We start from the raw sequence: 26,838 nt of genomic DNA, 5'->3' as shown, positions 1-26,838 counted from the left end.
CGTGAAAACACCGAAAGGCAACGCAGATCATGGGCATAAAGCGTCAGGCGGTTTTGGAAAAGAGATCGTCTTGGAGATATGACTCGAGAGAGTCGTCGAGCGCATCTTTCCAAGGCGTATGATGCGCGGGCGCCATTGTTCCCGTTATAACGGATCTGTAGGATTTATTGCGAAATTCCATGATGGCTTTCTTCTTGTGCTCTTTCCACGCGAAGAATGCTTCGCAAGCGCCTTGTACGTCAAAGCTTGGATAATCGGTTTCTGCGATCAATTCCTGCACATAATCCCCCTGATATTGGATCGCGCCCTTGTCACCCACACATGCATCCTCTCTTGCGATGCGATTTGCGACATCCGCTTTCAGGGTGTTGATATCCGACGGGATTTCGATTTTCCCCATAATCGCATCGCGGACCCACCACGCCTGCGCATCGAACATATTAAAGGTGAACCACTGGTCCTGCATCCCCAGATAGAACATCCTTGGGTTGTTCACAAAAACCACGCCCTTGTACAAATCCGCCGCAGCCAACCTGTTAGATGTTTTTAGCCGCAGGTCATCGGGCAAGAAGTTGAAGAAGTGCTTGTAGCCGGTGCATAGGATGATCGCGTCAACGTGGCGTGAGGTGCCATCCTTGAAATATGCGGTATTTCCATCCACCTTGACCAAAGCGGGCACCTCGTCCCAGTTGTCAGGCCAGTCAAAACCCATGGGCGCGCTGCGGTAGGAAGTGGTGATCGACTTGGCCCCGTATTTCCAGCACTGCGAACCGATATCCTCGGCGGAATAGGATGACCCCAAGATCAGCAGATCTTTGCCCTCGAATTCGCGTGCGTCGCGGAAATCATGGGCGTGAAGGATGCGGCCGTTGAAATCCTCAAAGCCTTCATAATAGGGTACGTTCGGTGTACTGAAATGGCCAGAAGCGCAGATTACATGGTCAAAGGTTTCCTCATAGGTGCTGTCCTTGAGGTGATCATGCGCGGTGACGGTAAAGGTTTCGTCGGTCGCATTGTAACGGACGTGGCGCACCGCCGTATTAAAGCGGATCCAGTCGCGCACATTGGCCTTTTTCACGCGGCCTTCGATGTAGTCGAACAAGACAGCCCGCGGCGGATAGGAGGCAATCTGTTTTCCGAAATGCTCTTCAAAAGAGTAATCTGCAAACTCCAGACCTTCCTTTGGCCCGTTCGACCAAAGATAGCGATACATCGACGAATGAACCGGCTCTCCGTGGATATCGAGACCTGTACGCCAAGTGTAGTTCCACAAACCGCCCCAGTCGCCCTGCTTTTCAAAGCAAGTGATTTCAGGGATTTCTTCGCCGTTTTGGCGGGCAGATTGAAATGCCCGCAATTGCGCCAATCCAGATGGCCCGGCACCGATGATGGCTACCCTCTTTGCTGTCATTACGTATTCCTCATTCTATATGCCGACATCCCCTCCGAAATAATCGGGGAAGGTTGCGGTCTGATCATGCTGGTTCAATCAGATGGCGCACCGAGAAAGAGCCTGTTTCGCACAAGCCCTGCATGGCGCATCTACACCCTGCGCCGAAATCGTTCCGGCGCTACAATTTTGAACACATCGGTACTCTTACCCGTATTGGCGCAAAAGATGAACCCCATTGAAGGATAGGCCGCAGCCATTCGTTGACGAACGGGCTTGGACTGCGGTGGCGACTGGACGAAAGGGCAGGGCGAATGGCATTTTGACAAGGTTCTGCCAGTCAAATCGACCGGCCCCTTTCACGGTTTTAAAAATCCCAAGCAAGCCGTCCAATGGTATTACTCATGGCATGTAGTTTCATATTTACATCGCCTTTCCTGCGGCCCCCTCTCGGGTTTGAAACATGGCGCAATCAACGAGATTGATGGACCCTAGGCCTTGCAGGCAGGTCGAATGTTCAGGACGACCTCACCTGCAGGGTTTTCTTGGACCGATGGAATGGACAACCTCAGGCTTTGCTCAATGTGCTGAGCCCAAGGTCATCCAGAATTGCATAGATCGCGGGCAAGACAAAAAGCACGACCAAGCTTGCGGTCAGTAGGCCAAAGACCAGACTGGCCACCAGCGGGATCAGGATTTGTGCTTGAAGGCTGGTTTCGGTCAGGATCGGCAACAACCCGGCGGCTGTGGTCGTTGTCGTCAGAAAGATCGCCCGAAAGCGCGCCCGCGCAGCTTGTGCGGCAGCATGCGAAACACTTTCTGCCTCGGCGTGTTCATGTTTCACAAAATCAACCAACAGGATGGAGTTGTTGACCACGACGCCGGCCAAGGCCACAAATCCCAACATGCTTGGCATCGAAAAATCCAACCCCATCGCCATATGCCCAAAAATTGCACCCGGCAACGAAAGCGGGATCACCAGCATCACGACAATCGGTTCCAGATAAGACCGGAACAAAAAGCTGAGCAATAAGAACACGCCCATCAACCCGATCAAAAACCCTTTGAGCATGGATTGCTGGGTCTTGCCGGCCTCGGCGTTTTGGCCCTCAACGTCAAGCATGACGCTTGGATGCCGTTCCAACAACCCCGGCACGAACCGTGTTGTCGTGTCCCCTACAATAGCATTGGCATTGGCGATGCGCGTATCAATTGCCCCTTGCACCGTCACGGTTCGAATGCCGTCTTCATGGTTGATGCGGCTATATCCTTGCCCGATTTCCACATCCGCAACCACATTCAACGGTACAGAGCTGCCATCGGCGCGCTTGATGGTGAAATCGTCGAACACATCGCGGTTGCTGCGATATGTCAGCCCAAGCTGTGCTGTCAATTCGACCAGATTTCCCGCGATTTGCATCTCGCTGATGGTGCTGCCGATATAGGCTGTGCGCAGCTGATCTGCGACTGTTGCGGCGGTTATCCCCATCGGGCCGGCAATATCCTTTAGCGTCACGCGCAATTCACGCTTGCCAGGCCGCAGATCGTCCAGCACCGAGGTTACCCCCTGATACTGCCAGAGCCAGTCTTGCAACTCGACCGAGGCCGCCTTGAGTGCGCCAAGATCATCACCCTTCAACCGCAAATCAATCGCGATACCGGCAGGGCCGATCGTGCTTTCTGCGTATTTCAGGCTGATCACATCGGGCACCGGCCCAACGGTGTCGCGCCACAGCGCCATGATATCATCGGGGGTGTTTACCCGCTGGGCAGAGGGCAGCAGATCAACGCTGATCGTGACCACATGCGCGCCGGTTTCAAATGCATCGTTATTAAGTCCATGAAAAATGGAAATATGCTGCAACAATTCGGCAGCTTCGGGCTGCAATGGCGTCAGCGTCGCGTTGACTGTTTGCAGCCCGGATTCAAGCTGTTCCACCACTTCATCCGTGCGGGCAAGCGGTGTACCTTGCGGTAACAAGACCCGCGCCACAATCGTATCCCCATCAAGTTCCGGAAAGGCGGTGAATTTCAAATATCCCCCCGCCAGCATCGCCGCCGAGATCAACAGCACCGTCAGGCTAAGCCCCGCAACGGCATAGCGCCAGCGGATGCAGGCATCGACCATCGGGCCAACAAGGCGTTCGCGGGCCCAGTCCACCGCCGCTTCGACCCGGGCGCGGAGGCCGGTGGCTTGGTTTGATGTCTCAAGCGCATGGATCAGGTGGTGCGGCAAGATCAGGAATGCCTCGACCAGTGACACCATCAGCACAAACAGCATCACCACCGGCACAACACGCAACACGGCCCCCAGATCACCGGACAAAAATGCAAGCGAGCCAAAGATCATCGCCGTGGTGCCAAAGGATGCAAGCACGTTGGGAAACACCTGACGCGCGCCCTCGATCGCGGCTTCCAGCGGACTTAGACCCTTTTCGCGCAGCCGGGCGATGTTTTCAGCGATCACGATGGCATCATCCATCAGCAATCCGATCACAATCAGCAGGCCCAGCGATGTCATCAGGTTAAGCGAATAGCCAACCAGCGCCATCATCGCGACGCCGCCCATAAAGGCCACCGGCAAGCCCATTGCCACCCAGAATGAAAAGCGAAAGCCAAAAAAAAGCCATAAAACGCCGAACACCAAGGCCAGCCCTTGCAAACCGTTGACCACAACCAGCGACAAGCGTTCACGCACAACCGAAACGCCATCGGCGGTGATGGCCAGCGTCACAGTGGCAGGGGCTTGTGCGCGTTCTGCCTCCAGAAAGGCTTGCAAGGCGTCCAGCGTGCGCAAACTGTCATCTGACGGGGGCTTGGTGATATCCAGAATGGCCGCGGGACGTCCGTCAAACAAGATCACATCATCGGTGAGATCAAAGCCCGAAGTGATCTCGGCAATATCCCCCAGCCGGACCTGTCCGCCCTGTGCCGAGGACCGCACGATCAAATCGGCCAGCGATGCTGTGTCCTGGCGCTCTTCGGCAACGCGTACCAACAGGGTTTCTGTGGCGGCTTCAAGGCTGCCTGCCGGCAGGTCAAGGCTGCTGGCCTGCACCGAGCGCGCCACATCTGAAACCGAAATACCAAAGCGCTGTAATTCAACAGGGCGCAGGTTGATTTGAAATTCACGTGTGGAAAAGCCGCGAACATCGACCTTGGGTATGCCACCCCACCGCAGCATTTTGGTACGGATTTCCTCGGCATAGGTGTAAAGGTCGGTGCGGGTCGCAGGGCCGGTAATCGCGACCGAGGCGACGAAATCGGTTTGGCCAAGTGGGCGAACCGTTGCCGCCTCGGCCCTTTCGGGGAAATCGGTAATCGCATCGATTTCGGTTTTCACATCATTGGAAAAAGTCTGGAAATTACCGCCCTCGCGCATCTTAACCACGGCAAGGCCAAGATTTTCGCGCGCCTCGCAAGACTGCCGGTCAACCCCCGTCACGGCATCCAGCGCATTCTCGATCCGTTCACAAATCGCGGTCTCCACCTCCTCGGGGCGTGCGCCGGGGTAGGGGACGCTGATCTGCACCTCACTCAGCGCTTTGCGGGGGAAGGTTTCGCGCAGCAGGGTCGGGGTGACAAACAGGCCCGCAGCAAGGAATATAACCATAAGCAGGTTGGCGATGGTCGGATGGGTCGCGAAAAACCGGATCATTTTTGCGCGTCCTTTGCCAAAAGCCGCGTCATCGCTGCGTCATTGGGATGCGGGTCCAGCAGTTGTCCCTCGATCACAGGCACCGGCGGGACAAGCACAACGCGGCTGCCGTCGGCGATTTTGTTTGAGAAGACGGCAATCTCGCCCTGTTCAAGCTGCGGATTGGCCGGAATTGCGCGCAGCCTGTTGTCGCTATCCGCCACAAAGACCATCCCGTCGCGCATTGAACTGCGTGGCAAAACGACACCTTCTATCGGGGCGGCACGCAAAACCACCTCGACAAACATGCCTTTGGTCAAGGGCGGGCGCGCGTTCTGGCCGATGTTGTCATAGGCGTTTTCGACGACCACGACGATGCCAACGGTGCCGGACTGTTGGTTGATGCCGTCGCTGATCCGATCAACGGTTGCGGGCCAGGTCACCACCTCATCCCCCAAACGCAACCTAAGGTCTGCCTCAAGGCCCAATGATTGCAGCGCTTGCGCCATATTCATGGGGTCTAACAACAGGTTCGGTAGGGCGGTTTGCCCCAGCCGCACAAGCCCGCGAAAGCTTTCCATAGAAAGCTGCACATCAACCTCGGCACGCGCGATGCCATCCAGATTTGCCGCCGTTTGGCCCGTTTTCAGGTATTGCCCAACCTCGATCGAATGAGAGGCCACGCGCGCGGCAAAAGGCAAGGCAATCTCGCTGCGGTCCATGTTCAGTTTTGCTGTCGCAAGGTTGGCCTGATAGACCGCGATTTGTTCGGTTTGCACGGCGCGCTGCGTGGGGAACAGCGCAAGCGTGCTTTCAATGCCTTGCACCTTTTGGCGCTGCGCCAAATGGGCGGCACGGGTCACATCACGGGTGCCCTGTGCCATCGTGCCCGCAGCAAACAACGCCTCGGCGCGTTCCAGATCTGAGGTTTTTACCGCGAGCGCCTCGCGCTCGATCGCCAATGCGCTGCGCTGGTTTTGTTCTGACACGTCCAATTCGGCCAGTTTTGCCTCGGCGGAGCGAATGTTGGCATTGGCCTGTGCAATGGCAAGGTTGAAATCGGCAGGCGACAGGCGGAACAACACCTCGCCCGCATCCAGGATCTGCCCGTTGCGCAAGCCGGGGTTCACATAATCAATGCGTCCGCCCACTTCGGCAATCGCCTCAAATGTGCGTTCGGGTGCGACAATGCCAAAGCCGGTGATGGATGGCGTGACTGCACGCGTTTGCGCAGTGATGACCCGTACGGCAGTGGCGCGTTCTTCAACCTCCACACGTTCCGGCGGCTTGCTGCTGGAAATGACAAAGCCCAGGATGCCTATGCCAATCGCGGTAAGCGGCAGAGTGATCAGGATCAGTTTAAATCCGGTTTTCATCGGGGCTTCCTTCGGTTTTCATAAGTGCCAGTTGCACGTCAAATCGCAGTTTGTCCCCTTGGTCCCAAAGTACATGTTACGCATCACGCCCTGACGCAATTTGCGCACGCATAGGGTGTTGCCGACCTGATTTATTCCGGGACGCGCGCCGACGTCTTGAAGATGATGCAGCCGGCTCCACTTTAGTAGTTTCTCTGTAATTCAGTTGCCGAGCAGAAAATGCCAATCGGTGTCGCCTGCTTCGCAGCGCGTCGAAATTCTGTTTTGCCAAGACATCGCCGCCCAGACATCGCTGTGTCAGCCGAACTCGCCCGATACGTTGGAAACTCCATAAAATTATGTCCTGGGTCTATGCCGAGTTTCGACAGTCAATGCCGCCGCGCATGTGCTGTCCTTGATGTTGGTCAATTCGAGGGCGCTTCCTGCCAAAACATAATCATATTTTACAATATGTGGGCGTGAAGGGCACACAACGCTGAGGCCGGATGCGGCGATTTCTACGCAGGTGGCAATTTCAGGCTCAACCGCGCCTACCGAGTGGCGCCAACCCGGTGCGGTATAAGGACAGGCCCCTCTGGTCTTGGAAGGACGGATTCACATTGGCCCGACAGCACACTCCCCAGAGGTTTCAGGACCGCAACAAAACTTCGCGGCCGCGTATCGTATAAGGGCCGTTACTTGCCAGACGCGCGACGACACGCGACAATGTCTCGGGCCGTATCCCCAGCAGATCGGCAAGGTCGGCGCGGGATAGGGGCAGCTCCATACGCCTGCCATCCGCATAATCCTGCCCATGTATTTGCAACAGCTTTGCCAATAGATCCGACAACCGCTCTGTGTTTGAACTGGTAGCGGCGGCGATAATATGGGCGTGGCTGCGGTCGATTTCCTGAATGCAACGATCTGCCAAGCGGCCAAGCACCTCGGGTGAGCGGTCGAGGATTTGCCGGACAGCATGACGCGGGACCATGCAGACGCGTGAGGGGATCAGGGCTTGCGCCTCGGTGTGATGGGGTTGACCAGCCATAAAGGACCGGAAGCCGATAATCTCACCGGGATAGCCAAGCCGCAAGAGGGTTGACCTCCCATCGCCCTGACAGCTTCGCATCCCAATCAACCCCTTGGAGATGCAGTAGATGCCAGTGTTTTCCTCGCCTTGTCCAAACAGAATTTGACCGGTTTCTAATGGCACGCGGTTAAACCCGCGGTTAAGCGTGGGCAAAAGAGCCCCGCTGACAGGCTGCCAAAGGCTTTGATCCTGAAATCCGCAGTTGCCACAGGGGTGCTGAAGCTGGCTGAAATCACGCATGTGCGGATCCTTTTTCGGGACTGCATACTACGGCGCATAATGCGGCGCTACGTTTGGGGCCTGCGACCCTTCGTATCAGGGCAGTTCTGTGCCGTCGGTCTTGACGACCGTCAGTGCAACTGGACCCGACACTCTCTCTTTGCCCTAGTGCCGGGTCAAAGGACGGGCCGCCATTATGGTGTGGCGGCCGCTGACCAGTCGGCCCCGCGCGCGCCCCGCACAAATCCGTCGGACAGGCGCAGACCGTCGGTGTCGGCATGCAACCTATTCACCAGTTCAGGCCCCGAAAGCCGCCCATCCAACAGATCCCGAAACGACCCGCAAATTTTCGTGAAATCGCCGGTTTGTGGTGACAGGCGCAAAGAAGACACCCCCGCCTGCGCCAGCGCGTCAACCTGCAACGCCATGCAGGCGTATGAGTCCGACAGCGTTTGCACACCGTTCATTGCCAAGAATGGCTGCCCCTCGCGGGTTAGGACGGACAGGCCATCGGGGTCATCTTCGCAGGCGAACTGGCAATTGTCTTTGGGCCGTGCATGTAGCCGCGCATGGTAGCAACGCCCCGAAATTGCAAGCGGAACGCGGCCATAGCCCCAAACCTCGACTTCCACACCATTGTCGCGCGCGGCGGAAGCCAATGTTGCAATTGAGTCCAGCGGCAATTCCGGCGGCAGGCAAATCCGCACCGCACCGCGCGCGCCAAGCCAGCGCAACGTGCTTTCATTATAAACGTTGACCAAGGGGCCGACGCTGAACGGCGCCTTTGGCGGCAGATGCGCCAGCGCGGTCAGGTCGTTGATCTCGATCTCTACGCCCATCTCGGCCAGCTCTGCCGTCATTTTGCGTTCGCGTTTCAGCGTGACCAGCGCAAGACTGCTAAGCGCCACAGTTTTACCAGCTGCTTGCAACACCCCAATCGCATCGGGGATACGGTCTTGGAAAAACGGCAAACGTTTGGAACAAACCACCTCGCCAAGGCTTATGTGATCAACAGGGGCTTGGGCGATGCTTTCGTAAAACGCAGCCCATGCATCTGCTTTCCAAAAGAACTGGTCGGGCCAACGGTAAGTTTCATCGGCTTATCTCCATGTTTTCTTATAGGCGCCGGTGGTGCTGGCCTGACCTTCGGACAGCCGTGCCAACATTCCGGCGGGCATCGGTTGACCCGATGTCAAAGCATCTACTGCCGCGCGAAAGTTCTTCACCACCTGTGCCACATATGAGGCCGAGCGCTGCCGCCCTTCGATCTTCAGCGCGGTCACGCCTGCCTTGTGTAATTGCGGGATGAGTTGTTCGGCATTCAAACTTACCGGATCTTCGAACAGATAGCCGCTTTGATCGCCTGCGGTAAAGCACCCCTTGCACAGGGTCGGATAGGGCGCGGGTTCGTCCTCGGCGGCGCTGTGGATCAAATAACCGCCAAGACGCGCCTTCAACTCACCGTCCTCCTTGCGGTAATCCACATGGCTGGGGGGGGAGCAAACGCCGTTCATATTGGGCGATTTTCCGGTGGCATAGGATGACAGCGAACACCGTCCCTCGGCCATGACGCACAGCCCGCCGAACACGAAAACCTCTGTTTCCACCTCAGTTTCCGCGTTGATCGCGGCGATTTCAGGCACCGACAGGACGCGCGGTAAAACCACCCGCCTTACCCCAAATGTTTCGGCGTAATAGTTGATCATATCGGCATTGGCCGCGGCCGCCTGAACCGAGAGGTGCCTGCGCAGCGCGGGGTGATTTTGTGCCGCGTAATCCAACAGACCGAGGTCGGCCAAAATCACCGCATCAGCCCCCAAATCGGCAGCATCGGAAACGGCGCTGTGCCAAATACCCTCGGCCCCCGCGCGCGGAAAAGTGTTGATCGCAATCAGCACCTTTGCACCGTGACCATGGGCAAAGGCGATGCCTTCACGCATTTCAGCGCGGTCAAAATTCAGGCCCGGAAAGTTACGCGCATTGGTTTCATCGGCAAAGCCGCAATAGACCGTATGTGCCCCGGCCCGGACCGCGGCCCGCAATGATGCGGGCGTTCCCGCAGGACAAACGATTTCCATCAGTTATACACTCCTGTTTCTGGTCGGGACAGGCACAGCCCCGTGCGGGCCTGCGCCATCGCAATCGCGCGCCCCAACAGCCCCGCAAAAGGGCCGGACAGCGCTTGTAACTCTGCGCCGATGTCCAGTTCGGCATCATCAATTGCGTTGCGCAATGCCAATACCGCCTCGGTATTGCCCTCGATCACCAGATCGCGTGAGAAAAACAGCGCATCGCCATCAAATGCACCATGCACCATCCCAAGCAAAGCGGCCAATGGTCCCGCGATCTTGGTGTCGCCCTGCTGTGCTTGCCGGTGAAGGGTGACTTGCGGTCTGGTGGCATCGAACGACAGGCAGATCACAAAGGGCAGGTCTGTTGGGTCCAACACAAAGCTCGCACTGGCATAGGGGCCAAGCCTGCGAAACAGGGATGGATGACGCGTCGCCACGCTGCGGGTCAACGCGGTCAGCGCGGCAGCGAGCGGCAGCAAGGGCAGCGGGCGCAGGGCAAGGGCCAAAAGCGGCGGCGCCGATTTAATCGCCATGGGGTCGGGCTGCATCAGATGTCCTTCGGTCAGAATCTGTGTCCCGTCTAGCAAACCCGAACCGGAAAGGAATTGACGCCCGTCAAATTTGGCGGCGCAAAGCGCTTAGAACCGGATAGGGGGGCGGTTTTGTCAGGTTGCGCAATAGCGGCAGCAAATACAGCGCCCAGCCAAGGTTCCACGCGCCGACAGACCACTCCATCCCGGCAATGCCAAATAGGTCGGTATAGGGGAACAGCAATCGAATTGCCGCAGCAGCCCCGATCAAGACAAAAGACGCGACCTGTATCGGGCTGGCCAGCAACCTTCCCGGCGCGCGTGCCATAAAAGCCCGCGACGAAATGGCCATGATCATTGACCCCATTGCACCGATGGTCAAACCGTGCAGCATTCTTGCGGGTGCGTATACACCCGGCATTAGCAGCGTCGCCCCCAACAACGCCAATCCAATCACCAGCCACCCCCAAGCGAAGTACATCATCATCAAATCCAAATGCGCAACGAGCGCCCATCTGCCCCATGCGACGAGGCGGACCAATTGTAGTGCCGCTGCCACCATCATCATAGTCCCGGATATCGCCGGTTGTTCTGCGATCAAGAAAATGAACGACATCAAGATAAGCCCGCTGGCGATTGCCCCAAGCGCAGGCAAGCGCAAAACAGTGTCACCCGCCCCGTGAAAGCGGCTGTTGATAAAGGCAGGCAAAGTCCGACCGCCAATCACCGATATCATCACAGCAAAAACCAGAACCGAAGCCAGCCCATATGACAGATCCGATACGCCAGCCCTCCGCATTTGCAGCCACGTCAGGTCCGCGGCGGCCAAAGCCATTGGCACCACCGCAAACGGCAGCTTCTGCCATGCACGGGCCTGCCACAAGGGCGGCAGCAACAAAGTTGAAAGGCTGAAAGGGAACAGGCTGGCGCAGATTGACACAACAACCACTTGTGCATTCAACAGCATCGCCGCCCGCCCAAGGCCCCAAGCAAAGACCAACAAGATCAGTGACACGCGCCCGATCCTGTGGCGGCCTTTCGATACTGTCCAGCTTGGCAAGGCAATGAGCAAGTAACCCCCGAGGGCCGCGCCTGCCACGCCAAAGATCAGCTCATGCGCGTGCCAAAACACCGGATCGTCAACCAATTCCGGCCACACCCAAACCCATGGCACCAGCATCGCCCAGACCCCCATAAGCAAAAACAATGGCTTATGGGGGTGCGTTGTACTGTTACGCGGCTTCTGGTTCAAAACGGGGAAAGAGCACGGTTTCCTCAAGGTGGATATGCGCGACAAGATCATCCCCAAGTTTGCGCAGGCCGGTATAAAGCGCGGTCCAGGACCCGCAGGCCCCTTCGGGCAGGGTCAACCCATTGCTTGCATGTTCAATCCCGCGCAAAAGGTCAGTCGCAGCGTGATGATCGTCACGCATCACCGCCAACGGACCCGCCAAAGCGGCCACATTGCCGGCCCGCATTATGGGGAACAAGACCTGCTCTTCCTTCATCATGTGGCTATCCAACTCATCATGCAGCGCAATCAGCGCCGCCGTAATCCCCAGCGGGGCTTCGTCGTGATCGCCATGCACCGTCTCAACCCGCTGTGCCAGGGGGATCAGGCTTTCCAGTTCCCGACGATGAGTTTCGTGATAGCGGTCCAACACATAGTCAATCAGCGCCAGTGTTTCGGTCGGGGCCTCACGGTTCGCGTCCTCTTGCAGCGCGAAAAGCTGTGCCAGCAGGGCCTCAGGTTCCAGCCCCTGGGCCTTTGCCGCTTCGGCCAGGGGCATTTTGCCACCACAGCAAAAGCTGATACCGGACTGGCGGAACAGTTCGGCGGCACCGGGCATGTTCGCGGCGATATCTCGGACTTGGGTGTCCAGGTTCATAGTCGTCATGGTCAGTCTCCGATGGAAGGGGCCCAGGCCTTGGCTTGGGCGGGGGCAAGGTGCAACAGATCGACCGCCCTGGCGGCAATCTGCGTGGTAATCTCTTCGGTGGTTTGCGGGCGCAGATAGAACGCGGGCACCGGGGGCATGATGATGCCGCCCATCTCGGTCACGGCCGTCATGTTGCGCAGATGGGCAAGGGTCAGTGGCGCCTCACGCGCCAGCAATACCAGGGGGCGGCGCTCTTTTAGCTGAACCGAGGCAGTGCGGGTCAGCAGGTTGTCGTCCAACCCGTTGGCGATCGCGGCAAGGCTGCGCATCGAACAGGGCGCCACGATCATCCCCGCCACAGGATAAGAGCCAGAGGCAATCGTTGCCCCCAAATCCGTGACCGCGTGCAGGTTATCCACCAGCGCCACCAGATCGCTCCGCGCCTCTGGCCCGATTTCCAGCAGTAAGGTTCGCTCGGCCATCGGTGAGAGCACCAAATCAACGGCAACCCCTGCGCGGCGCAAAACCCGCGCCACCCCCAAGGCAAGTGCCGCACCCGAGGCACCAGAGACCCCCAGAACCACCCGTGCCGTCATCGTTTTCCCCCCAGATGACGTACCATCAATTCGGCGGCGCGCGCCTCATGTGCCGGGTCGAGCGTCATTACCCGACCCCATTCGCGCGTGGTTTCCGAGCCGATTTTATTCGTGGCATCAATCCCAAGCTTGCCCGCCAAGCCATCGCGCGGGCTGGAAAAATCCAGATAGTCCATCGGCGTGTTTTCCAGCACCATGACATCACGCGCCGGGTCCATGCGGGTGGCCATGGCCCAAACCACATCATCCCAGTTGCGCGGATCAATATCCTCATCAACCACAACGATGGTCTTGGTATAGGAAAACTGCGCCAGCATCCCCCATAATGCCATCATCACCCGCCGCGCTTGACCGGGATAACGTTTAGAGATTTGAACCACGGCCATCCGGTAGGAACAGGCCGCAGGCGGCAGCCAAAGATCACGGATTTCAGGGGTTTGTGCGCGGATTACCGGCAGCGCCAAGGTGTTGAACACCTCGCCGATCACCGAGGGTTCATCCGGTGGACGCCCCGTGACTGTGCTCAGGTATAGCGGATCGCGGCGATGGGTGATGGCCGAAATCCGCATGACAGGAAAGTTTTCGACCGAGTTATAATAGCCGGTGTGGTCCCCAAACGGCCCCTCTGGGGCGGTATCATTCGGGTGAACCCAACCTTCAATCATAATCTCGGCATGCGCAGGCACCAAAAGCGGCACTGTTCGTGCTGCAACAAGTTGGGTGCGGGCACCTCGCAATACACCCGAAAACGCAAGCTCTGAAACGGTTTCCGGCAGGGGAAGCGCTGCCGCAAGCAGGGTTGCCGGGTCCGCGCCAAGGGCAATCGCAACCGGCATCGGCTCATTTGCCTGTGCCCAACTGCGGGCATGGGCCGCCCCGCCACGATGGGCCAGCCAGCGCAGGATAAGCCGGTCTGGTCCGATCACCTGCGCGCGGTAAACACCCAGATTATACTGCGCCACAGCATCGGGCGCGGCCCCATGGGGCCGCGTTATAACAACGGGCCAGGTGATCAGCGGACCGGCATCTTCGGGCCAAGGGGTCTGCACCGGTATCTGACCCATATCGACAGGTGCCTCGACCTCTTGCACCGGCGCATTGCGCAACACTTTGGGCCGCGTGGCCAGCGCCGCCTTCAGCATTGGCCAGCGTGAAAGGGCATCGCGCATCCCATCCACCGGTGGCGGACTGCGAAGCGCGGCAAGGAACGCGCCAAAGGCGGGAACCTGATCCAAAGTCAGCCCAAGCCCGGCCGCGACCCGATCCGGCGTGCCAAAAAGATTACCGATCACGGGCATAAAAGGCACATGGTCCGGCCCGGCAACAGCTGCATCAAACCGCAATATCGGCCCGTTGGCGCGCAAAGCAGCCAACTGCAGTGCTGTCATCTCATGTTTCAGGTTGATCTTGTCGGGCAGGCATAACAGGTCGTCCCTCTCTCTGGCCCAAGCCAGAAAGGCGCGAAGATCAATAAAGGGGGGCAAACTGCGAATGGCGGGCCTCATAGTTAATTGCCACTCTGCTATCAGCCCGACATTGAAATTGATTTGACGATTATCAAGTGCACTCTGATTTGGATTTAGAAAGTGATGCGAGGCCCCTTGCACAATAGGCCCAGCAAAACCTGCCGTGACCTTGCCGCGTGAGGGGCACCTGTCTGGCGCTACGCATCCAATTCCGGCCACGCAAAGGGTACAGGTCTTTGAAAACGCAGCGGCGATGTCTAGTGATCTGGTTCGATGCAGAGGTGACGTGGGCGACCTATTCGTCGAGACACAGCTTTGAACCTGCAAATATCGCCCGGACCGATCAACCAAAAGGATTTGTAACCAAAGACGATGCACAGGCCTGGGTGAAACCCTGCGGCGGCCGCCCGCCACGGTGCCCATGATTGCGCGCTGTTCATCATCGGATCGCGTTTCTTCGGAGACACGGTCGCAACCCGCATGTAGTGATTGATGCCCAGCCCCGCAAACCAGAAGAAACGGATGGCATGCAGCGGCTAGCACCATCAACGGGTCATTTCGCGGTCTGGTTCCGGTCCTTTTAGCGCAATCTTTACCATGAGGGGACAAGGATTGGCGAAGAGATACAATTACGGGTTTAAACGGAATGCAATGCGGATCGCCCAGACCAGCGGGTTGATGTGATCGCAGGTTTCCTCTGATTTGGGCGTTGGGGGGCGGCGTCATATCAATTCGGTGCAAAAGCATCCTCTCAGGCTATCGTGAAGCAACGGTCTGAGAAGGGCTGTGAAGGCTTGATTACGGGTATGCACCATGCCGTTGAGTGCGAGAACCTACGGCTTCGCAAAGAAGTGTGCTTGCTTCGAGAGGAGGTGGACCAATCGAAAAAGGCGGCAATCCGTTGGCAGGGAAGAGCGAAAGAGTCCCGTTCAGGCTTCTTTGCGGGTCCAATCCCCCCTCTCACGCATAAAAACATCCGCTGCCGGGCAGAAGTGACACGAGAATGCATCAAGAAAACCAGAGCCCAAAAATTCCAAATCACGACAGACAGTGGTTACACTTTAAATACAGCGGCCAATCTGTTGAATCGCGATTTCGATGCAGATGGGCTTCATTTCTACGACTACGAGCATGGTCTTGCGGTTTGATTGCCTGTCCTATGTTAGGATTGACGTTGCGTCATTGTATTGACGTGTCGACCGTCGAGTCGCCCCGGCAACGCTCTGCGGCGTTTGCCCTATTCCGGCATCCAGCGGCAAAACACATCGCTTTCGATTGCGCCGCGGCGGCAACAGACAGACCAATGCCGTGCTTTATCCTGTTGCCACCGTCAGGATGCAAACCCACGCACCGACACTGGCCTATGTCAAGAGACGCACGAAAGACGGCAAAAGCAAAAGAGAGATCATTCATTGCTTGAACCGCTATATCGTCCACGAAGCTCACAGCCAACTGGGCGTCCCGAGACGATCCCAAATCGCCGCTTGACGACGATAGGAGCGTCAATGCGGTCGTTCTTGCGTCGGGAGAACAGGCCCCCGGGGCTGTTTCCTGATCCTCATCATCATCGTCAACACCAACAAGGCCGAACTGATCTGGGGCAATTGATGGGGAACACGACGTAATGCAGAAGGGGCGATATTCCAATATGTCAATGGCGTCGACTACCTCAAACGCCGACACTTGTCGCGAGATCACAAAGGTCCGTTGGACGTCGCCCGAAAGGCGGCTTGAATAAATTGAGAGGCCGGAACGCAAGCGCGGCAAGGCCAATGGGTGCCTCTGCCGGTTTGATCTTGTTTTTGCAGCGCCGAGCAAGATCATAACGGCACATCAATCGGATACCACATTGCTGACAACTCTGACTTTGGCGTGACCCTAGGTGGGACGTTGTTTTAACGCGAAGGGGCAGGGAGACACTGGCTCTGTGGCGCTCGGTCGGATTTTGAACGTTTGGAATGGACTTAAGGGTCGATACATAACCAAACCGTTGATGATACATGAAAATGCCGTGACAATCCCTGACGTTAGGCACCGCAATATTGCGGTCCGCCAAGGTATGACATTCAACTTTGCGGGCGATGAGTTGCGCTGTGGTTGTCGGCCTTGCTGTGAGGTAAGCACTTTTTACGGGGTGAATGAGGGTGAAAAGAGCGAAAGGACTTTTGATAGCGAAGGTAACTGCCGGATTGTGACAGCACAGCAGACGTGCAGAACCCGAAATTGACCGATGCGGAGAGGTAACCGGGCCAACTGGGGTGCGCGGGCATCAGGCAGTGGTCGTCAGGCCCTTGATGGCGCCTTGCAGGGTGGCGCCCGCGAAGGGCTTGGTGAGCACTTTGCACTTGCCCAGAGTGGTGGCCGAAGGGACATCGACACCGCCGGTTGCAAAAATTACCGGCAGTTCGGCATCTATTTCCCTGGCGTCTTGTGCAAGATCCTCACCCGTTCGATCAGGCAGGCCAACATCGGTGATCAGCACATCCACGGCCTCAGCCCTCAGCAGATCAAGTGCTGCTTGCACGGTTGCGGCTTCCAGCACCTCATAACCGGCGCCGCGCAATTCTTCTGCCATATCCAGCCGGATCAGGATGTCATCCTCACAGATCAGAATGCGCAGCGCTTTGGGGCTGGCTGTTGCGCTGGCCGTGGGACCGGATAGGCCGCAATCGGCGGCACTATCGGGCGGCGTTGTTTTAACGGCAGTCCCGTCGCGCCCCAGCACCTCCCGGATTTTTCGCGCCAGCTGCACTTGGGTATAGGGTTTTTCGATCAATTGAACCCCCTCATTCAGTCGGCCTTCATGCACGATGGTATCCTGCACATAGCCCGAAGTGAACAGCACCGGCACCCCCGGGCGCATCACGCGCATCTGTTTTGCCAGTAAATGGCCAGAGGCCCCGCCCGGCATCACCACATCAGTGAACAGAAGGTCCACATGCTGACCTTCGGCCAACAGGCTCAGCGCCTTATCAACGCCAGATGCCTGAAGAACCGTGTAGCCAAGATCCGACAGCATGTTGAACGCGACCTCGCGTACCTCGTTGTCATCCTCGACCAGCAGGATCGTTTCAGCCCCGCCTGCAAGATCGCCATCCCCGACGGGATGGGTCATTTGCTCTTGTGCAAAAGAGCGGGGCAGATAGATTTCTATCGCGGTGCCAACCCCGATCTGGCTGTCAATCGTGACATGGCCACCGGATTGTTTTGCAAAGCCGTAAACCATAGACAGGCCAAGACCTGTGCCATGGCCATCGGCCTTTGTGGTAAAGAAGGGCTCGAATATGCGCTCGGCTGTCTCTGGTGTCATGCCACAACCGGTATCGGCGACTGTGACGCAAACATAGGCGCCGGGTTCTGCGCCCGGATGGGTTTGCGCGAAGCCGTTGTCCAGCGTTGCATTGCGCAAATGAATTGTCAGCTTTCCCTGTCCCTCCATCGCATCGCGCGCATTGATCACAAGGTTCAGAAGGGCGTTTTCCATACTGTTGCGATCGACGCTGGTGTTCCAAAGCCCGTCCTCAAGGCGTGTTTCAAGCGTGACACCCTCGCCAATGGCGCTGCGCAGGATATCAACGGTCTCATCGATAAGACTGTTGAGGTTGGTGACCACCGGCGCAAGCGGCTGCTTGCGCGCGAATGATAGCAGTTGCGAGGCAAGTGTCGCGCCACGCTTGACGCTTCTCATCGCCTGATCAAGACGCGTTTTGGCCGGGGCGTCAGGTGGCAGGTCGCGCATCGCAAACTGTAGGTTTCCCGTTATGACCTGTAGCAGGTTATTGAAATCATGCGCAATTCCGCCTGCCAGACCACCGATTGCCTCTAGTTTCTGGCTTTGACGCAGCGCTGCGTTTACCTCTTCCAGCTCGCGGTTGCGGCGTGCCACCCGCTCTTCAAGGGTTGAATTGACCCTGGCGATTTCGGCTTCGATGTTTTTGCGCTCTTCGATATCGGTATTGGTGCCGACCCAGCCGGTCAGCGTCCCGTCGTTCCTGCGCAATGGCGAGGCGCGCACGATGTGCCATCGATAGCTGCCATCGGCCTTGCGGATCCGGAATTCGGTTTCATAGGCGATGCCCTCGCTAATCGACGCGGCCCATCGTTCGGTCGCGAGGTCAAGGTCGTCGGGATGCACGACCCGGGCCCAATCCGTCTGGTAAAGTTCACCTTCGCTAAGGCCGGTAAACTCATAGAGCCGGTCGTTCAGCCAGTTCAGCCCGCCATCCTTATCGGCGGTCCAAACATGAATCGGCATTGTCTGCGCCATGAGCCGGAACTTGTCGCGCCTTACGGTTAACTCGGCCTCGGCAATCTTTTGGCCGGTGACATCATGCCCCTGAACAAAAATCCCCGACGGCGCGCCGGTCGCATCATTCAGGGGATGGAAAATGAAATCAACAAAACGCTGTTGCGGCCGCGCATCCGGTGAGGGCTGAATTTCCACTGCCATCGCCTTGAAAGAGACAGGCTGTCCCGTCTGATACACGCGGTCAAGGAGTTCAAAGAACCCCTGTCCCTCGACGTCGGGCAGGGCCTCGCGAACCGGCAGGCCGATCAGCTCCCTGTCACCGATCAGATCGGTATAGGCCTGATTAACGATCCTGAATACATGGTCTGGCCCGTTGAGAGTTGCCATGAAGCTGGGGGCGTGGTCGAAAGCGGATTGAAAAAATTCGGTCATCTTGCCGAGGGCCAGATTTTCGGTTGCGACAGCCTCGGCACGATGGATCAGTGCTGCGTTGCGCGCAAGATCCTGTGTGCCCGCCGTCTGTTTGCCGCGATAAAGATCGCTTACATCGACGCTATTTTGCAGGATAAACGCCACCTGACCGGCGGTGTCGAGGATCGGGGTGTGGGTCGCGCTCCAGTATCGGTCATCGATGTGGCCATCGGCGGTTTCGATGGGATAGGGGATCAACGGCAAATGATCGGCCTGTCCGGTTTCCAATACGCGCTGCAATGAGCCACGCAGCATCTGATCAGAGACAGATTCGACAGGGGCCGGAAAAGCTTCGGTGATCAGCCGCCCGATGATATCTTCTTGCTGACGTCCGGTGACCTGCAGGTAGGCCTCATTGGTCCAGACCATGCGCAGGTCGGAATCGAGAAGGACGTAGGGCGAAGGCGCCTTTGCGAAAAGAGCGTCCAGATCAATCTGCATGGTCGGCTTCCTCAGTCTTGGCAAGGCTTGGCTTTACACCATTATCTTTACCTTAACTACTCATGAAATGCGGTGTGAAGACTGCGGCGTCTTTGTCCATTGTCTATCGCTTTGGCCCTTTTGGCTGACAATAGGGAACCGCAAAGGGTCTGGGGCCGGTCAGAATGGCGATGCCGGGCCCGACAAGGGTGGTCAGCGATGTGTCGGTCGCATCAAGCCCGCCGGTAAAGGTGCCAAATGCCGGAAGGATCAAATGATCCCGCCCGACAAGAAAGGCCTTTCGCGTGACATTGTTCAGCCGCACCTTGGGGTGGTAATGGCCAGATATATCCGGCCCACGGTCCGCGATATGGCGCAGGGTTATCGCGCCCAGTACGGCCTCGGCGCGCGCGCCGGGGTCATGGTTGCCAGCCAGACAGATGCAGGCGGTGGCACTTGTGATGCGGTTCCACAGGTCTTGATCGTCTTGTGTCAATGCCTCGCGGGCGTGGTCGTCGTCAAATATATCGCCCAGCAGGAAAAGCTGCCTCGCCCCGGTCTGCCGGATCTCGCGGCGCAAGCGGTCTAGGGTGTCGCGCGTTTCAAACGGGGGCAGCAATGCCCCACCGCGCCGGGCCATACGTTCGGATTTCCCCAAGTGCAGATCGGCAAGGATCAACGCCGATGCGGCCGGACAAAACAAGGCCCCGCTTGGCAGCGCGACAAAATCCGTTCCGGCAAATGTCAACGGATAACCGGTCATGTCAGCCCTGCCTCATCCATCATGCGCGCGGCTTCTGCCTCCAGCAAACGTTCGGCACCCAAGCCCTGAATAGGCACTTTGCCTGCTTCCAACAGCAAGGGTGCGGCGAATGGCGTGACATGCGGCACCACGGAATGCACAATCTTTGGGCTGGCAGAGAGCATAGCCTCAATACGATCAAAATCCACCAGCCCGTGGCGCGCAGCCTGACGGGTGGTCCGCAACAGCAGGTGATCGGGGTCGTATCTGTGCAAGGTGTCATATAAGATATCCGAGGAAAATGTTGCCTGTTTGCCTGATTTGCGCGCGCCGTGCAAATTGCGGTGCAATAGCCCGGCGATGGTGGCGATGCTGCGAAATATACGCTTCATCAGCGCGTTGGAGGCAAGCCATTGCTCCATCCCCTCGGTCAGATTGTCAAGGCGCAGAAGGGGGGCGGGGTCCAGCACCGGATCAATCGACCAGATCAGCAACGCGTAATCTGTCGCGACAAATCCCAAGGGGCCGAACCCCTCTTCCTCCATCCGGCGGGTCAATAGCAGGCCCAATGTCTGATGCGCGTTGCGCCCGCCAAACCCGTACAGACAGAAATAGGACCGCCCGCGCCGCGTAAAGGTTTCGCAGGTCAGGGTGCCGGGGGTGGGCAGTGCCGCGATCTTGTCTTGCATTGCCAGCCAGTCGCGCGTGTGCGCCGGAAGGGCGGCCCAACGCGACGGGTCACCGATCAGCGCCAGAACACGCGCCGACAGCTCGGTCGAGGTGGCCATCTTCATTCCGCTGAAAACGGCGATCTTGGGCTGTCGCGTGGGCTGTGGCGTTACCTCCAGCATCATGTCGCGCAGGCGATCATAGCGCACCGTCTGGCCGCCAATCAAAAAAGTGTCGCCGGGTGACAGGCTGGCGGCAAAACTCTCCTCTACCTCGCCCAACCGCGCAAGGCTGCGACGCCTGCGCACCTGTATCATCTCGGCGGTGACGATCGTGCCAATGTTCATGCGCAGCAACCGTGCCGTGCGCGGGTCGCGCAGTTGCCACAGCCCATCACGCAGGATCAATCGCTGCCAGCGATCATAGGCGCGCAGCGCATAGCCGCCGGTGGCGCAAAACTCCAGACAGGCATCAAAATCGGCGCGGGCCAGCTTGCGATAAGGCCCGGCGCGGCAGATTTCATGATAGAGCGATGTGGCATCGAACGGGGCAGCGCAGGCCGTCAGCAAGATGTGCTGGCAAAGCACGTCGAGCGGCGCGGGCGGATGCGGCACACCATCAAGATCGCGTGCGGCCACGGCCTCCAGCGCCGCCACACATTCGATCACCTCAAAGCGGTTGGCGGGAACGATCCGCGCGCGGCTGGGGGTGTCATAGCGGTGGTTGGCGCGGCCGATCCGCTGCACCAAGCGCTTGATGTTTTTGGGCGCACCGAGCTGAATGACCAGATCGACGTCCCCCCAGTCAATCCCAAGATCAAGGCTGCCGGTGCAGACCATGGCCCGCAAATGACCCGCTGCCATCGCGGCCTCGGCCTTCTGGCGAACCTCGCGTGACAGGCTGCCGTGATGCAGCCCGATGGGCAGGTTTTCGGTGTTCACGGCCCAAAGTGCCTGAAAGAACAGCTCTGCCTGCGCGCGGGTGTTGATGAACACAAGCGTCAGCCGCGCAGAACGGATCGCGGCCATCACATCCTCTACGGCGTATTGACCGCCGCCGCCCGCCCAAGGCGGCGGTGTGCCTGTCGCAAGCATGGCTATATCCGGTTGGGGGCCGGGATCGGCCAGCACCAGTTCTGCACCGCCCATGAATTGTGCAAGCTGTGCGGGGTTTTCCACCGTGGCCGAGAGACCGGTCACGGTCAATGTGGGTGCAATGCTGCGCAAACGCGCCAGCCCAAGCATCAGCTGATCGCCTCGTTTGCTTTCGGCTAGGGCGTGGATTTCGTCAATCACCACGCGGCGCAAACTGCCAAAGATGCGCGGCGCCTCGGGATAGGACAGCATCAAGGCAAGGCTTTCGGGTGTGGTCAGCAGGATATGGGGTGGGTCGACCCGCTGCCGCGCGCGCTGACCGGGGTTTGTGTCACCGGTGCGGTCCTCTACCCTGATATCAAGGTCAAGCGCTGTGACGGGCGCGGCCAGATTGCGTGCAATATCATTCGCAAGTGCCTTGAGCGGAGAGATATAAAGCGTGTGCAATCCCTTATGGGGTAATCGCAATTCCGCCAGACTTGGCAAAAACCCCGCCAGCGTCTTTCCGCCGCCGGTCGGGGCGATCAGCAATGTGTCGCGCGCAGCCCCCATCAGCGCAAGTTGGTGAGGGTGCGGGACCCATCCGCGTTGTGCAAACCAGGCAGCGATATCGGGCGGCAGCGACATCAGGGCAACATGTCCCGCAGGGTTTGCAACTGGTCGGCCTCAGCTGCGGGTTTGTCATCGCGGATGCGCGAGATACGCGGAAAGCGCATGGCGACCCCGGATTTGTGGCGCGCCGAGCGGTTCAGCCCCTCAAATGCCACCTCCACCACTTTGGTTGGTTTGAGTGCGCGCACAGGCCCATAGGTTTCGATGGTGTTATTGCGCACAAACCGGTCCAACGCCTTCAACTCTGCATCGGTAAAGCCGAAATAGGCCTTGCCGACCGGAACAAGGCTGTCCCCGTCCCAGACGCCAAAGGTAAAATCGGAATAAAAGCCGGATCGCTTGCCATGGCCACGTTGGGCATAAAGCAGCACGGCATCCACGATCATCGGGTCGCGTTTCCATTTGAACCACGGACCCTTTTTGCGCCCGGCAAGATAGGGGCTGTCGCGACGTTTGATCATCACGCCCTCGATCACGCTGTCGGGCGGTGCTGCGCGCAGGGCCGCCAGATCATCCCAGCGGGCAAAGGCAAGCAGCGGCGAAAGATCCATGCGCGGCTGACCCACGGATGCGACGGCGCGTTCCAATTCAGCGCGGCGGGCCAAGAAGGGCAGGCCGCGCAGATCGTCGCCCTGCCATACCAAAAGGTCATAGGCCCGCAGGTGCGCAGGGTGGCTTTGCAGCAGTTTCCGGCTGACAGTCTTGCGCCCCAGACGTTTTTGCAGATCGCCAAAGGGCGCAATCGCATCGCCGCGCCGGACCAGCAATTCGCCGTCAATGGTGCCCTCGAAATCCAAGGTCTCCAAAATATCAGGGAAAGCAGGTGAGATATCCTCACCCGTGCGCGAATAGAGCCTGCGCGTGCCACAGTCGCTGACCGCCTGCACCCGAATACCGTCCCATTTCCACTCGGCATCGAAATCCGCCGGATCAAGGTCGGTAAGGGCCGCCAGATCCGTCGGTGTGGACAGCATGACAGGGCGGAACGGCGCATGCGCGGCGGCGGCAGGTTTCGCGCCACCTTCGGCCCAGGCAAAAAGGTTTTCGTAGGGCGGGGTCAGCCCATGCCAGACCTCTTCGACCTCGGTCAGGGGCAGGCCGCCATAATCGGCCAGCGCCTTGCGTGCCAACCGCCCTGAAACGCCGACGCGCAGCCCCCCCGTGGCAAGCTTGAGATAGGCATACCGCTCGGACGGGGACATGCTGTCCAGCCGTTTGGCGATCAGCGCGGGCAGCCCGGATTTCGGGGTTATGCGCAACTCCTCTACCAAGTCGGGAAGGGGGGTGTCGCTTAAAACTGTTGCCTCTGGCCAGATCAGCGCGATGGTTTCGGCCAGATCGCCGACGAAATCATAGCTTAGCGCGAACAGCTGTGAATCGATACGCTCGGACGCCAAGGCGCGCAGCATCGAGGGGGTCACAGCCCTCAGCCCCAGATCCCCCGTCATTACCGCCAGAGCCAAACCACGGGCAGGGTCGGGCGTGGCGGCAAAAAACTGCATCAGATGGGCAATCTTGCCATTGCGCTGATGGGTAAAGGCCAGACGGTCCAGAAGGGCGGAAAAGGCGCGCATCAATCCTGCTCCTCTTCATATCCCAACAGACGCAGCGGACGGGCGTCGCGCCCTTGCAGTTCACACCAGCGCATCAGCGCATCCTCGCGGCCATGGGTCACCCATGTCTGTGAGGGATCAAGCTCGGATATCGTGCGGGTCAGATCGGGCCAGTCAACATGGTCAGAGATGATCAACGGCAGTTCCACCCCGCGTTGACGGGCGCGCGCGCGCACCTGCATCCATCCGCTGGCAAAACAGATAACCGGATCGGGAAACCGCTGCGCCCAGGTTGCGGCAAAGGCCGAGGGCGGGCCAAGGATGATCTGTCCGGCGAAATCCGCCTTTTGGCCGCGCGAAATTGTGGCCGGGCGCAGATCGCCCAAGGGGATGCCCTGACTGATGTGATAGTCACACAAGCGTTGCAGAGCTCCGTGGATGTAAATCGGCCCGTCCCACCCCGCGTGCCGCAACAGCATGATGATCCGCTGTGCCTTGCCAAGCGCATAGGCCCCGATCAGATGTGCACGCTCAGGAAAAGCGGCGATCGAGGCAAGCAGCCGCGTGATCTCATCAGAGGCATCCGGGTGCCGGAACACCGGCAAGGCAAAGGTCGCCTCGGTCACCAGAATGTCACAGGGCACCGGTTCAAAGGGCGCACAGGCGGGATTTGGGCTGCGAGAATAATCACCGGTGACAACGGCAGTTCCGGCCGTTTTGTGGGACAGCGCGATCTGGGCAGAGCCCAGAACATGGCCCGCGGGATGAAAGGATACGCATACATCCCCCACCTGCTGTTGCCCGCTGGCGACCTGTCGGCTGGCAGTGAAATCATTGCCATAGCGGATTGCCATGATGTCGAGGGTCTGCGCCGTTGCCATCACCGCCCCATGCCCCGCGCGGGCGTGATCTGCATGCCCATGTGTGATCAGCGCTTTTTCCACCGGTCTGACCGGATCGATATAAAACCCGCCTGCAGGACAAAACAGACCTTCGGCACGAACCTGCAAAAGAGCGGCGGAGTCAATCATTAGCCGGTTATTCCCCTATGTGTGGGTTTCTTGCACTCTGCAGGCAGGCCACATCCTGCAATCAAACTATTAGGCCGCTGAAAAGTTCCCATGTTGGCCACATTCGTCCGTGACTCCAAAGTTGCCCATCAACATGCAAAGCATACGGGCTGCATGGATGTTTGGTTCATTTTTGATAGGAGGCGATCCCGATCAGGTCGAAGGCGAATATCCAGAAGAAGGCCCGCGCCACGCGTAGGAAGGCCAGTAAAGGTCTGCCAACGCTGTATGCGGCCTTGCTTTGAGCGGTTGTGGCATGACGTTTCTTGGGCAAATGCGTCGGGTGTATCGCCGGACCTGTCAGCAGGTTGGACAGAGCGGCGCGGCGCTTGGCCGGGGGCTTGTGCATGAATACGTTGCCACAGCTTTGACTTCGGCTATAGGTTTAAAATGTCCCGACTTTTGACGACACAGCCGAAGGCGGATTGATACCATGGTCCAGAACATGCGCGAAACGCTCGCGTCCGTCAGATCCCTGCTGGGTGGAACCGCTGTCTTCATGGCAGGCAACAGCCTGCTCGGCGTGGTGCTGCCGCTGCGCATGGAAACGGCGGGCTATCCTGTGGCCCTGACGGGCGCGATCATGGCGGCCTATTATCTGGGGCTGGCCCTTGGCGGTTTCAAAGCAAAGCACATCATCATGCGCATCGGGCATATCCGTGCCTTTTCAACCTTTGCCGCGCCGACGGCAGCGACCTGCCTGACCTATCATTTCTTTTTCACCCCGGCGGCCTGGATGATCCTGCGGGTCGTCAATGGCTTTTGCATTGCGGGGATGACGACCTCGATCGAAAGCTGGCTGAACGAACGCAGCGACAATCAGTCCCGCGGTCGTGTGCTTGGTTTTTACATGCTGGCCTTCTATCTCTCGGTGGCACTGGGCCAGACTTTGGTCAACATTTCGCCGGTCGGCGGTAGTGAACAATTTATGCTGGCTTCGGCTTTGATCGGGCTGTCACTGACACCCATCGCGCATCGCGATGACGCGCCTGGGCGAACCGGATCTGCGCGAGATCAGAATACTTGGTGTAAAAGATATCTATGCCGCCTCACGGGTCGGGGTGGTCGGCGCCGCTGTTGCAGGCATCCTCATTGGCTCATTCTATGCGCTGGCCATCGTCTTTGCCCGCCAGATTGGCCTTAGCGTGACAGAGGCGGCGATGTTCATGAGCGTTGTCGTATTGGGCGGGCTGGTTTTCCAGATCCCTATCGGAATGCTGGCGGACAGGTTTGACCGGCGCATCGTCATGGCCGGTATCTTGATCGCGGTCGGCACATCATGGGGGCTTTTGTCGGTTTCAATCGCCAATGGTGTGCCGTTGACTGTGTTGATGCTTATGGCATTGACCTTTGGCGGTGCAATCAGCAGCGTTTATCCGCTTTGTGTCGCGCAAACCTTTGACCGGCTGGATCGCAAGTTTTATGTGGCAGCGTCGGGGCGCCTGCTGATGGTCTATTCGATCGGCGCGACCATCGGACCGTTGCTGACATCGGCGCTGATGGCGGTATTCGGACCCTTATCTTTCTTTGTGTTTGAGTCCGTGATTGCAGTTACCTATGCGCTTTTCGTGTTGCAGGTTGCCCGGACGGTTCCGCAATCGCCAGAGGCGGAACGCGAGAAATTTGTGCCGCTACCTGATAGCTCGCCCACGGCATTGGTGCTTGACCCGCGCACCGAACCGGAGCCCGAAACGTCGGCATCTGACCTGCCGGTTTAAAGGGG

20 protein-coding genes and 1 pseudogene are annotated in these 26,838 nt (G+C 58.4%); 4 read left to right on the top strand and 17 right to left on the bottom strand.

Annotation, left to right across the window (positions count from 1 at the left end; translation table 11 throughout):
* Positions 1-43: 43 nt before the first annotated feature.
* The 11 genes from AKU94_RS04210 to AKU94_RS04160 all read right to left on the bottom strand — a co-directional run bounded on the left by AKU94_RS04210 (position 44) and on the right by AKU94_RS04160 (position 14,262).
* Positions 44-1,411, bottom strand: a complete 1,368-nt coding sequence (locus tag AKU94_RS04210; protein WP_050526075.1) for an NAD(P)-binding domain-containing protein — start codon at positions 1,409-1,411, stop codon at positions 44-46.
* Between the two features lie 547 nt (positions 1,412-1,958).
* Positions 1,959-5,048, bottom strand: a complete 3,090-nt coding sequence (locus AKU94_RS04205) for an efflux RND transporter permease subunit (RefSeq protein WP_050526074.1) — start codon at positions 5,046-5,048, stop codon at positions 1,959-1,961.
* Complete coding sequence (locus AKU94_RS04200; RefSeq protein WP_050526073.1) at positions 5,045-6,403, bottom strand: efflux RND transporter periplasmic adaptor subunit; 1,359 nt, start codon at positions 6,401-6,403, stop codon at positions 5,045-5,047. The genes AKU94_RS04205 and AKU94_RS04200 overlap by 4 nt, the downstream gene beginning before the upstream one ends.
* A gap of 628 nt (positions 6,404-7,031) precedes the next feature.
* Entirely contained in the window at positions 7,032-7,712 is a 681-nt protein-coding gene (locus AKU94_RS04195) for a Crp/Fnr family transcriptional regulator (protein WP_050526072.1), read from the bottom strand.
* A 173-nt stretch (positions 7,713-7,885) separates the two neighbouring features.
* A complete protein-coding gene (gene ubiV, locus AKU94_RS04190; protein WP_332307209.1) occupies positions 7,886-8,719 on the bottom strand; it encodes a ubiquinone anaerobic biosynthesis protein UbiV in 834 nt (277 codons plus the stop codon).
* A gap of 72 nt (positions 8,720-8,791) precedes the next feature.
* A complete protein-coding gene (gene ubiU, locus AKU94_RS04185; protein ID WP_050526071.1) occupies positions 8,792-9,769 on the bottom strand; it encodes a ubiquinone anaerobic biosynthesis protein UbiU in 978 nt (325 codons plus the stop codon).
* Positions 9,769-10,311, bottom strand: a complete 543-nt coding sequence (ubiT, locus tag AKU94_RS04180; RefSeq protein ID WP_083444920.1) for a ubiquinone anaerobic biosynthesis accessory factor UbiT — start codon at positions 10,309-10,311, stop codon at positions 9,769-9,771. Before ubiT ends, ubiU begins: the two co-directional genes overlap by 1 nt.
* A gap of 67 nt (positions 10,312-10,378) precedes the next feature.
* Complete coding sequence (locus tag AKU94_RS04175) at positions 10,379-11,596, bottom strand: NnrS family protein (RefSeq protein ID WP_083444919.1); 1,218 nt, start codon at positions 11,594-11,596, stop codon at positions 10,379-10,381.
* Positions 11,526-12,191, bottom strand: coding sequence for an iron-sulfur cluster repair di-iron protein (gene ric, locus AKU94_RS04170; protein ID WP_050526069.1), 666 nt, complete (start codon positions 12,189-12,191; stop codon positions 11,526-11,528). Before ric ends, AKU94_RS04175 begins: the two co-directional genes overlap by 71 nt.
* A 2-nt stretch (positions 12,192-12,193) precedes the next feature.
* Positions 12,194-12,769, bottom strand: a complete 576-nt coding sequence (locus AKU94_RS04165; RefSeq protein ID WP_050526068.1) for a UbiX family flavin prenyltransferase — start codon at positions 12,767-12,769, stop codon at positions 12,194-12,196.
* On the bottom strand, positions 12,766-14,262 hold the full coding sequence (locus AKU94_RS04160) for a UbiD family decarboxylase (protein ID WP_050526096.1): 1,497 nt from the start codon (positions 14,260-14,262) through the stop codon (positions 12,766-12,768). Before AKU94_RS04160 ends, AKU94_RS04165 begins: the two co-directional genes overlap by 4 nt.
* Before the next feature lie 845 nt (positions 14,263-15,107).
* Here AKU94_RS04160 and AKU94_RS04155 point away from each other — a divergent pair.
* The gene (locus tag AKU94_RS04155) at positions 15,108-15,383 is read left to right on the top strand and encodes a hypothetical protein (protein ID WP_157056402.1); all 276 of its coding nucleotides are present in this window, start codon (positions 15,108-15,110) and stop codon (positions 15,381-15,383) included.
* Between the two features lie 79 nt (positions 15,384-15,462).
* Positions 15,463-15,723 (top strand): annotated as a pseudogene (locus AKU94_RS18995) (transposase); the annotation flags it as partial.
* A 781-nt stretch (positions 15,724-16,504) separates the two neighbouring features.
* Here AKU94_RS18995 and AKU94_RS04145 read toward each other — a convergent pair.
* The 6 genes from AKU94_RS04145 to AKU94_RS04120 all read right to left on the bottom strand — a co-directional run bounded on the left by AKU94_RS04145 (position 16,505) and on the right by AKU94_RS04120 (position 25,464).
* A complete protein-coding gene (locus tag AKU94_RS04145) occupies positions 16,505-19,396 on the bottom strand; it encodes a response regulator (protein ID WP_050526065.1) in 2,892 nt (963 codons plus the stop codon).
* Positions 19,397-19,499: 103 nt separating this feature from the next.
* Positions 19,500-20,138, bottom strand: coding sequence for a ligase-associated DNA damage response endonuclease PdeM (gene pdeM / locus AKU94_RS04140; RefSeq protein WP_050526064.1), 639 nt, complete (start codon positions 20,136-20,138; stop codon positions 19,500-19,502).
* Positions 20,135-22,507 (bottom strand): ligase-associated DNA damage response DEXH box helicase, encoded by a 2,373-nt coding sequence (locus tag AKU94_RS04135; RefSeq protein ID WP_050526063.1) that lies wholly within the window; start codon positions 22,505-22,507, stop codon positions 20,135-20,137. The genes pdeM and AKU94_RS04135 overlap by 4 nt, the downstream gene beginning before the upstream one ends.
* Positions 22,507-24,066 (bottom strand): cisplatin damage response ATP-dependent DNA ligase, encoded by a 1,560-nt coding sequence (locus AKU94_RS04130; RefSeq protein ID WP_050526062.1) that lies wholly within the window; start codon positions 24,064-24,066, stop codon positions 22,507-22,509. Before AKU94_RS04130 ends, AKU94_RS04135 begins: the two co-directional genes overlap by 1 nt.
* The gene (locus tag AKU94_RS04125; protein WP_050526061.1) at positions 24,066-25,076 is read right to left on the bottom strand and encodes a ligase-associated DNA damage response exonuclease; all 1,011 of its coding nucleotides are present in this window, start codon (positions 25,074-25,076) and stop codon (positions 24,066-24,068) included. Before AKU94_RS04125 ends, AKU94_RS04130 begins: the two co-directional genes overlap by 1 nt.
* A gap of 166 nt (positions 25,077-25,242) precedes the next feature.
* On the bottom strand, positions 25,243-25,464 hold the full coding sequence (locus tag AKU94_RS04120) for a hypothetical protein (protein WP_050526060.1): 222 nt from the start codon (positions 25,462-25,464) through the stop codon (positions 25,243-25,245).
* A gap of 84 nt (positions 25,465-25,548) precedes the next feature.
* On the opposite strand from AKU94_RS04120, the gene AKU94_RS20215 reads away from it, so the two are divergent.
* Positions 25,549-26,259: an MFS transporter gene (locus AKU94_RS20215; protein ID WP_232295674.1), complete on the top strand. Its 711-nt coding sequence runs from the start codon at positions 25,549-25,551 to the stop codon at positions 26,257-26,259.
* Positions 26,177-26,833 (top strand): MFS transporter, encoded by a 657-nt coding sequence (locus AKU94_RS20210; RefSeq protein ID WP_232295677.1) that lies wholly within the window; start codon positions 26,177-26,179, stop codon positions 26,831-26,833. The genes AKU94_RS20215 and AKU94_RS20210 overlap by 83 nt, the downstream gene beginning before the upstream one ends.
* Positions 26,834-26,838: the final 5 nt, after the last annotated feature.

This window comes from Pseudorhodobacter aquimaris (assembly GCF_001202025.1).
GTDB lineage: Bacteria > Pseudomonadota > Alphaproteobacteria > Rhodobacterales > Rhodobacteraceae > Pseudorhodobacter > Pseudorhodobacter aquimaris.
The sequence above is the reverse complement of the archived record's forward strand: the minus strand, read 5'-3'. Positions and strand labels throughout refer to the sequence as shown.

What these genes read in the sequence shown, in the direction of transcription:
- AKU94_RS04205 (WP_050526074.1), bottom strand. Translation starts at nt 5,048, where the DNA reads ATGATCCGGTTTTTCGCGACCCATCCGACCATCGCCAACCTGCTTATG.
- ubiU (WP_050526071.1), bottom strand. Translation starts at nt 9,769, where the DNA reads ATGGAAATCGTTTGTCCTGCGGGAACGCCCGCATCATTGCGGGCCGCG.
- AKU94_RS04200 (WP_050526073.1), bottom strand. Translation starts at nt 6,403, where the DNA reads ATGAAAACCGGATTTAAACTGATCCTGATCACTCTGCCGCTTACCGCG.
- AKU94_RS04120 (WP_050526060.1), bottom strand. Translation starts at nt 25,464, where the DNA reads ATGCACAAGCCCCCGGCCAAGCGCCGCGCCGCTCTGTCCAACCTGCTG.
- AKU94_RS04145 (WP_050526065.1), bottom strand. Translation starts at nt 19,396, where the DNA reads ATGCAGATTGATCTGGACGCTCTTTTCGCAAAGGCGCCTTCGCCCTAC.
- ubiT (WP_083444920.1), bottom strand. Translation starts at nt 10,311, where the DNA reads ATGCAGCCCGACCCCATGGCGATTAAATCGGCGCCGCCGCTTTTGGCC.
- pdeM (WP_050526064.1), bottom strand. Translation starts at nt 20,138, where the DNA reads ATGACCGGTTATCCGTTGACATTTGCCGGAACGGATTTTGTCGCGCTG.
- AKU94_RS04195 (WP_050526072.1), bottom strand. Translation starts at nt 7,712, where the DNA reads ATGCGTGATTTCAGCCAGCTTCAGCACCCCTGTGGCAACTGCGGATTT.
- AKU94_RS04165 (WP_050526068.1), bottom strand. Translation starts at nt 12,769, where the DNA reads ATGACGGCACGGGTGGTTCTGGGGGTCTCTGGTGCCTCGGGTGCGGCA.
- AKU94_RS04210 (WP_050526075.1), bottom strand. Translation starts at nt 1,411, where the DNA reads ATGACAGCAAAGAGGGTAGCCATCATCGGTGCCGGGCCATCTGGATTG.
- ric (WP_050526069.1), bottom strand. Translation starts at nt 12,191, where the DNA reads ATGACGACTATGAACCTGGACACCCAAGTCCGAGATATCGCCGCGAAC.
- AKU94_RS04130 (WP_050526062.1), bottom strand. Translation starts at nt 24,066, where the DNA reads ATGCGCGCCTTTTCCGCCCTTCTGGACCGTCTGGCCTTTACCCATCAG.
- AKU94_RS04135 (WP_050526063.1), bottom strand. Translation starts at nt 22,507, where the DNA reads ATGTCGCTGCCGCCCGATATCGCTGCCTGGTTTGCACAACGCGGATGG.
- AKU94_RS20215 (WP_232295674.1), top strand. Translation starts at nt 25,549, where the DNA reads ATGGTCCAGAACATGCGCGAAACGCTCGCGTCCGTCAGATCCCTGCTG.
- AKU94_RS04125 (WP_050526061.1), bottom strand. Translation starts at nt 25,076, where the DNA reads ATGATTGACTCCGCCGCTCTTTTGCAGGTTCGTGCCGAAGGTCTGTTT.
- AKU94_RS04175 (WP_083444919.1), bottom strand. Translation starts at nt 11,596, where the DNA reads ATGATCTTGTCGCGCATATCCACCTTGAGGAAACCGTGCTCTTTCCCC.